The organism is Kitasatospora sp. NPDC034533 (assembly GCF_055575155.1).
Genome location: NZ_JBVITE010000135.1, coordinates 1 through 5,368, shown reverse-complemented (window position 1 = coordinate 5,368; position 5,368 = coordinate 1). Strand labels below are relative to the sequence as shown.

The 5,368-nt window shown below is 74.1% G+C and carries 7 protein-coding genes; 2 read left to right on the top strand and 5 right to left on the bottom strand.

Annotated features, from left to right (window positions below; all coding sequences use genetic code 11):
• Positions 1-85: 85 nt before the first annotated feature.
• The 5 genes from ACZ55U_RS38695 to ACZ55U_RS38675 form a co-directional block, all read right to left on the bottom strand.
• Positions 86-919, bottom strand: coding sequence for an MBL fold metallo-hydrolase (locus ACZ55U_RS38695; RefSeq protein ID WP_465534270.1), 834 nt, complete (start codon positions 917-919; stop codon positions 86-88).
• On the bottom strand, positions 916-1,089 hold the full coding sequence (locus ACZ55U_RS38690) for a hypothetical protein (RefSeq protein WP_465534268.1): 174 nt from the start codon (positions 1,087-1,089) through the stop codon (positions 916-918). The genes ACZ55U_RS38695 and ACZ55U_RS38690 overlap by 4 nt, the downstream gene beginning before the upstream one ends.
• 149 nt (positions 1,090-1,238) lie before the next feature.
• Entirely contained in the window at positions 1,239-2,105 is an 867-nt protein-coding gene (locus ACZ55U_RS38685) for an NUDIX hydrolase (RefSeq protein WP_465534266.1), read from the bottom strand.
• Positions 2,106-2,198: 93 nt separating this feature from the next.
• Positions 2,199-2,666, bottom strand: a complete 468-nt coding sequence (locus tag ACZ55U_RS38680) for a RidA family protein (protein WP_465534264.1) — start codon at positions 2,664-2,666, stop codon at positions 2,199-2,201.
• Complete coding sequence (locus ACZ55U_RS38675) at positions 2,663-2,821, bottom strand: DUF4177 domain-containing protein (RefSeq protein WP_094743074.1); 159 nt, start codon at positions 2,819-2,821, stop codon at positions 2,663-2,665. Before ACZ55U_RS38675 ends, ACZ55U_RS38680 begins: the two co-directional genes overlap by 4 nt.
• A 216-nt stretch (positions 2,822-3,037) precedes the next feature.
• Here ACZ55U_RS38675 and bagA point away from each other — a divergent pair, with 216 nt between their 5' ends.
• Positions 3,038-4,111 carry an ATPase BagA gene (bagA, locus tag ACZ55U_RS38670; protein ID WP_465534262.1) on the top strand — a complete coding sequence of 358 codons (1,074 nt, stop codon included), beginning with the start codon at positions 3,038-3,040 and terminating at the stop codon, positions 4,109-4,111.
• Positions 4,108-5,277 carry an ATPase BagB gene (gene bagB / locus ACZ55U_RS38665; protein WP_465534260.1) on the top strand — a complete coding sequence of 390 codons (1,170 nt, stop codon included), beginning with the start codon at positions 4,108-4,110 and terminating at the stop codon, positions 5,275-5,277. Before bagA ends, bagB begins: the two co-directional genes overlap by 4 nt.
• Positions 5,278-5,368 lie beyond the last annotated feature (91 nt).

Sequence of the window (5,368 nt, the reverse complement as noted above, 5' to 3'; positions counted from 1 at the left end):
GGGTGAACGTCCTGTGGGCTCTGATCCGTGACGGACGGTGCTACCAAGGCGACCTCCCAGTCACATCAGCGGCTTGACAACAGCATTAGGAGGTGCCCTGGATCAGCCCGTGCTCCTCCAGGTAGTCCAGCTGGGCCCGCACCGACAGCTCGGCGGCCGGCCAGAGCGCCCGGTCCACGTCGGCGTAGACCCGGGCCACCACCTCGGGCGCGGTCCGGCAGCCCGCCTCGACCGCGGTCTCCACCTGGGCGAGCCGGGCGGCCCGGTGGGCCAGGTAGTAGTCGACGGCGCCGAGCGCGTCCGCGAGCACCGGGCCGTGGCCGGGCAGCACGGTGCGCACGCCGTGCTGGGAGGCCATGGCGTGCAGCCGGCGCAACGAGTCCAGGTAGTCGCCGAGCCGACCGTCGGGGTGGGCGACCATCGTGGTGCCCCGGCCCAGCACGGTGTCCCCGGTGAGGATCGCGCCGTCGTCCGGCAGGTGGAAGGTCAGCGAGTCCGAGGTGTGCCCCGGGGTGGCCACCACCCGCAGGTCCAGGCCGCCGACGTGGAGGCGCTGGCCGCCCACCAGGCCCTCCGAGCCCAGCCGGTGCGCCGGGTCCAGGGCCCGCACCTCGGAGCCGGTCAGCTCGGCGAAGCGGGCCGCGCCCTCGGAGTGGTCGGCGTGGCCGTGGGTGAGCAGGGTCAGCGCGATCCGCTGGCCCCGCGCCTCCGCGAGGTCGATCACCCGGCGCAGGTGTCCCTCGTGCAGCGGGCCCGGGTCGATCACCACCGCGAGGTCCGAGCCGGGCTCGGCGAGCAGCCAGGTGTTGGTGCCGTCCAGCGTCATCGGCGACGGGTTCGGTGCCAGCACGCACAGCGCCCGGGGGGTGGCCTCGCCGCCGACGACGGCGGCGGGGTCACCCGGCAGGAGTCCGCTCACCGGCCGCCTCCGCCGTCTCGGTGCAGGGTCCGCAGCGGCAGCGCCCGGACGAGGTCGCGCTGCGTCGGCTCGACGAGCGGGGCGTGGCTCTCACAGGCGGGGGTGCGGGGGATCAGGCGGCGTGCGGGCATCTCGGGTGCCGTCCGGCGAGCCACGTCGTTGTGGGTCATCGGGCGTCGCTCCTCTCTCGGCGTCGGTACCGGAAGGTCGTGCGGGGCGTTCACATCACCCCCGCGGTCGTGCGGGCGTACATGTCATACGGTCGTACAGTCGTACGTGTCATGCGGGTGGTCCCGGTGGCCCGGGTCGTACGGAACGCTCAGGGGTCCTCGGGAAACTCCCCGTCGATGGTCAGCTCCTCGTAGCCGGGCCAGCGGACCGTCAGCCGGTCCCCGCGGACCTCGGCCCGGCCCAGCACCGGCTCCAGCCCGCGCCCGCCGGCCGCGGCCAGGGCCTCGGCGGCGGTCCGCACCGAGGACAGCTCGCGCAGCACCGTCACGGTCGGCGGCAGCATCCCGAACCGGCCCTCCCGGTGGCCCCGCACCGCCTCGGCCGGGGTCAGCCAGGCGACCCGGTCGGCCTCGCCGACCTCCAGGGCCGCGCGCTGTCCGGCCGGCAGCGCGGCGACGAAGAACCAGGTGTCGTAGCGCCGCTCCTCGAACTCCGGGGTGATCCAGCGGGCCCAGCCGCCCAGCAGGTCGCTGCGCAGCACCAGGCCGTGGTCGCGGAGGAACTCGGCGAAGGACAGCTCGTGCGCCTCCAGCGCGGCCCGCTCGGCGGACCAGTCGCGCGGCGCGGCGACGCTCTCCGCGTCCGGGCCGGCCAGCAGCACGCCGGCCTCCTCGAAGGTCTCGCGGACGGCCGCGCAGACGACGGCCCGCGCCGTCCGGGCGTCCACGCCGAGGCGTCGCGCCCACTCCTCGGGCGCCGGCCCGGCCCAGCCCGGCTCTACCTCGGCGTCCCGTGGGTCCACCCCGCCGCCCGGGTAGGCGTACATCCCGGCCGCGAAGGCCATCGAGGTGCGCCGGCGCAGCAGGTAGGCCTCCGGCCCCTGGGCGGCGTCGCGCAGCAGCACCACGGTCGCGGCGGGCCGGGGCACCGGCGGGATCACCGCGCCGGATTCGACCGCCCGGATCCGGGCAGGCCAGCCGGGCGGCATCGGGAGCGTCGTCGCTCGATGGTCCATGCCCGGATGCTAAGCGCACGGAGGCGGGGTTGGACAGATCCGTCCCCGCCTCCGCGATCACACCCGGTCGGTCCCGGCCGACCTCGATCAGGTTCAGGCGGCCTTGACGCGCACCACGATCTCGACCTCGACCGGGGAGTCGAGCGGCAGCACCGCGACGCCCACGGCGCTGCGGGCGTGCGTGCCGGCTTCGCCGAGCACGCTGCCGAGCAGCTCGCTGGCGCCGTTGACGACGGCCGGGACGGCGATGAAGTCGGGGGCGGCGGCGACGAAGCCGACCACCTTGACGACCTGCTCGACCAGATCGAGGTCACCGACCACCGACTTCACGGCGGCCAGGGCGTTCAGCGCGCAGATCTGCGCGAGCTCCTTGGCCTCCTCCGGGGAGACCTCGGCGCCGACCTTGCCGGTGGTCGGCAGCTTGCCGTCGACGACCGGCAGCTGGCCGGAGGTGAAGACGAGGTCGCCGGACCGCAGGGCCGGGACGTACGCGGCGACGGGGGCGGCCACCGGCGGCAGGGTCAGCCCCAGCTCGGCGAGCTTCTGCTCGACCCTGCTCATGCGTTCTTCTCCCGCTTGAAGTAGGCCACCAGCTGCTCCGGGTTGGGGCCGGGCACGACCTGGACGAGCTCCCAGCCGTCCTCGCCGAAGTTGTCCAGGATCTGCTTGGTCGCGTGCACCAGCAGGGGCGCCGTCATGTATTCCCACTTGGTCATGGCCAGACTCTAGACGAGCCGCCGCGGCGATCCGCGCTGCCCGTCGCGAGGCGTGTGAGGTGGGGCACAAAGCGGGCATGATCAGGCCTGGCGGCCCGCGCACTCCGGGCATCCGGTACGGTCCCTGGTTACCCTCGCGGGAGGGCACCCTGGTGAGGAGGGGCACCCCCCGCCAGGAGGGGACGCCCGGAGGACGAGGACGGACGGAGACGGAGCGTGGCACGCACCCCCGGCCAAGCGGCCCGGCGCGACCCCGACTGGGAGGGCGTCCGGCTGCACGTGGTCAGCGGCAAGGGCGGCACCGGGAAGACCACGCTGGCCGCGGCGCTGGCCCTGGCGCTCGCCGCCGACGGCGGCCGGGTGCTCCTGATCGAGGTGGAGGGCCGACAGGGCATCGCCGAGCTGTTCGGGATCGCCGCGCTGCCGTACGAGGAGCGCCGGATCGCCTCCGTCTCGCGCACCCAGCTGGGGCTGACCCCCGGGGAGGGCGGGCCCGGCGAGGTCTTCGCGCTGGCGATCGACACCGAGCAGGCGCTGCTGGAGTACCTGGAGATGTTCTACAAGCTCGGCCGGGCCGGGAAGGCGCTCCAGAAGGTGGGCTTCGTCGACTTCGCCACCACCATCGCGCCCGGCGTGCGGGACGTCCTGCTCACCGGCAAGGCCTGCGAGGCGACCAGGCGGAAGGAGCCGGACGGCCACCGGCGCTACGACGCGGTGGTGATGGACGCCCCGCCGACCGGTCGGCTGACCCGCTTCCTGAACGTCAACGCCGAAGTCGCCGGGCTGGCCCGGATCGGCCCGATACACACCCAGGCGCAGGCCGTGATGCGGGTGCTGAAGTCGCCGGAGACCGCGGTGCACCTGGTCACCCTGCTGGAGGAGATGCCGGTGCAGGAGACGGTCGACGGCATCGAGGAGCTGCGCGAGGCGAAGCTCCCGGTGGGCGGGGTGATGGTCAACATGGTCCGGCCGCCGGTGCTGGACGCGGCGGCGGTGGCCGCGGTGGACGGGGACCACCGTGAGGAGGTCGCCCTGGCGCTCGGGGAGGCCGGGCTCGGGGGCCGGCCGCGCACCGCGGAGAAGGTCCGGGCGGCGGTGGAGCCGCTGCTCGACCCGCTGCTGGACCAGGCCAGGGAGCACGCCGAGCGGGTCGAGCTGGAGCGCGCCCAGCGCGCCGACATCCAGCAGTTGCGGCTCCCGACGTACGAACTGCCGCTGCTGGGCGAGGGCGTGGACCTCGGCGGGCTGTACCGGCTGGCGGGCGAACTGAAGCGGCAGGGGGCGGCATGACCTCGAACGGGGTGCGGAGCACCGGGAGGCGGCTCGCGGTGGACGAGCTGATCGACGACCCGAAGACCAGGATCATCGTCTGCTGCGGCTCCGGCGGGGTCGGCAAGACCACCACCGCCGCGGCGCTCGGCCTGCGGGCGGCCGAACGCGGCCGCAAGGTCGTGGTGCTGACCATCGACCCGGCCCGCCGGCTCGCCCAGTCGATGGGCCTGACCGAGCTCGACAACACCCCGCGGGTGGTCAAGGGGGTCTCCGGCGAGGGAGAGCTCCAGGCCATGATGCTGGACATGAAGCGGACCTTCGACGAGGTCGTGCTGACCCACGCCGAGCCCGCCCGGGCCCGGGCGATCATGGAGAACCCCTTCTACCAGTCCCTGTCGGCCGGCTTCGCGGGCACCCAGGAGTACATGGCGATGGAGAAGCTCGGGCAGCTCCGCGCCGCCGAGCTGTGGGACCTGATCGTCGTGGACACCCCGCCGTCCCGCTCGGCGCTGGACTTCCTGGACGCGCCCAACCGGCTCGGGTCCTTCCTGGACGGCCGGGTGATCCGGATCCTGACCGCCCCGGCCAAGGTCGGCGGGCGCAGCGCGATGCGGTTCCTGAACGCCGGGATGGGCCTGCTCACCGGCACCCTGGGCAAGATCTTCGGCGCCCAACTGCTCACCGACGTACAGACCTTCGTCAGCGCGATGGACTCGATGTTCGGCGGCTTCCGCGAGCGCGCCGACCGCACGTACCAGCTGCTCAAGGCGCCGGGCACGGCGTTCCTGGTGGTGGCCGCGCCGGAGCGGGACGCGCTGCGGGAGGCGGCGTACTTCGTGGACCGGCTCGCCGCGGACCGGATGCCGCTGGCCGGGCTGGTGCTCAACCGGGTGCACGGCACGGGCGCGCCCCAGCTCACCGCGGAGCGGGCGCTGGCGGCCGCCGAGGCCCTGGAGGAGAACGGCTCGGAGCACGCCTCGCCCGAGGCGGAGCTGCTCGCGGCCGGGCTGCTGCGGCTGCACGCCGAGCGGATGCAGATCATGGGGCGCGAACGCCGCACCCGCGACCGCTTCGTCTCGGTGTACCCGGACGTGCCGATCGTGGAGGTGCCGGCGCTGCCGGGCGACGTGCACGACCTGGACGGACTGCGGGCGATCGGGGACCGGCTCAACGGCACGGTCTAGGGCGTGTTTCAGAAGTGGATCTTGCAGTAGGAGGATCGCGCGCGGTGCGGCGCGTCTACCTTTGCTGTTGAACCACTGCGGTGCCGCTGTC

Excerpts from the sequence above, each read along its gene's own strand:
- ACZ55U_RS38690 (WP_465534268.1), bottom strand. The coding sequence starts at position 1,089 with ATGACCCACAACGACGTGGCTCGCCGGACGGCACCCGAGATGCCCGCA.
- ACZ55U_RS38685 (WP_465534266.1), bottom strand. The coding sequence starts at position 2,105 with ATGGACCATCGAGCGACGACGCTCCCGATGCCGCCCGGCTGGCCTGCC.
- ACZ55U_RS38680 (WP_465534264.1), bottom strand. The coding sequence starts at position 2,666 with ATGAGCAGGGTCGAGCAGAAGCTCGCCGAGCTGGGGCTGACCCTGCCG.
- ACZ55U_RS38675 (WP_094743074.1), bottom strand. The coding sequence starts at position 2,821 with ATGACCAAGTGGGAATACATGACGGCGCCCCTGCTGGTGCACGCGACC.
- bagB (WP_465534260.1), top strand. The coding sequence starts at position 4,108 with ATGACCTCGAACGGGGTGCGGAGCACCGGGAGGCGGCTCGCGGTGGAC.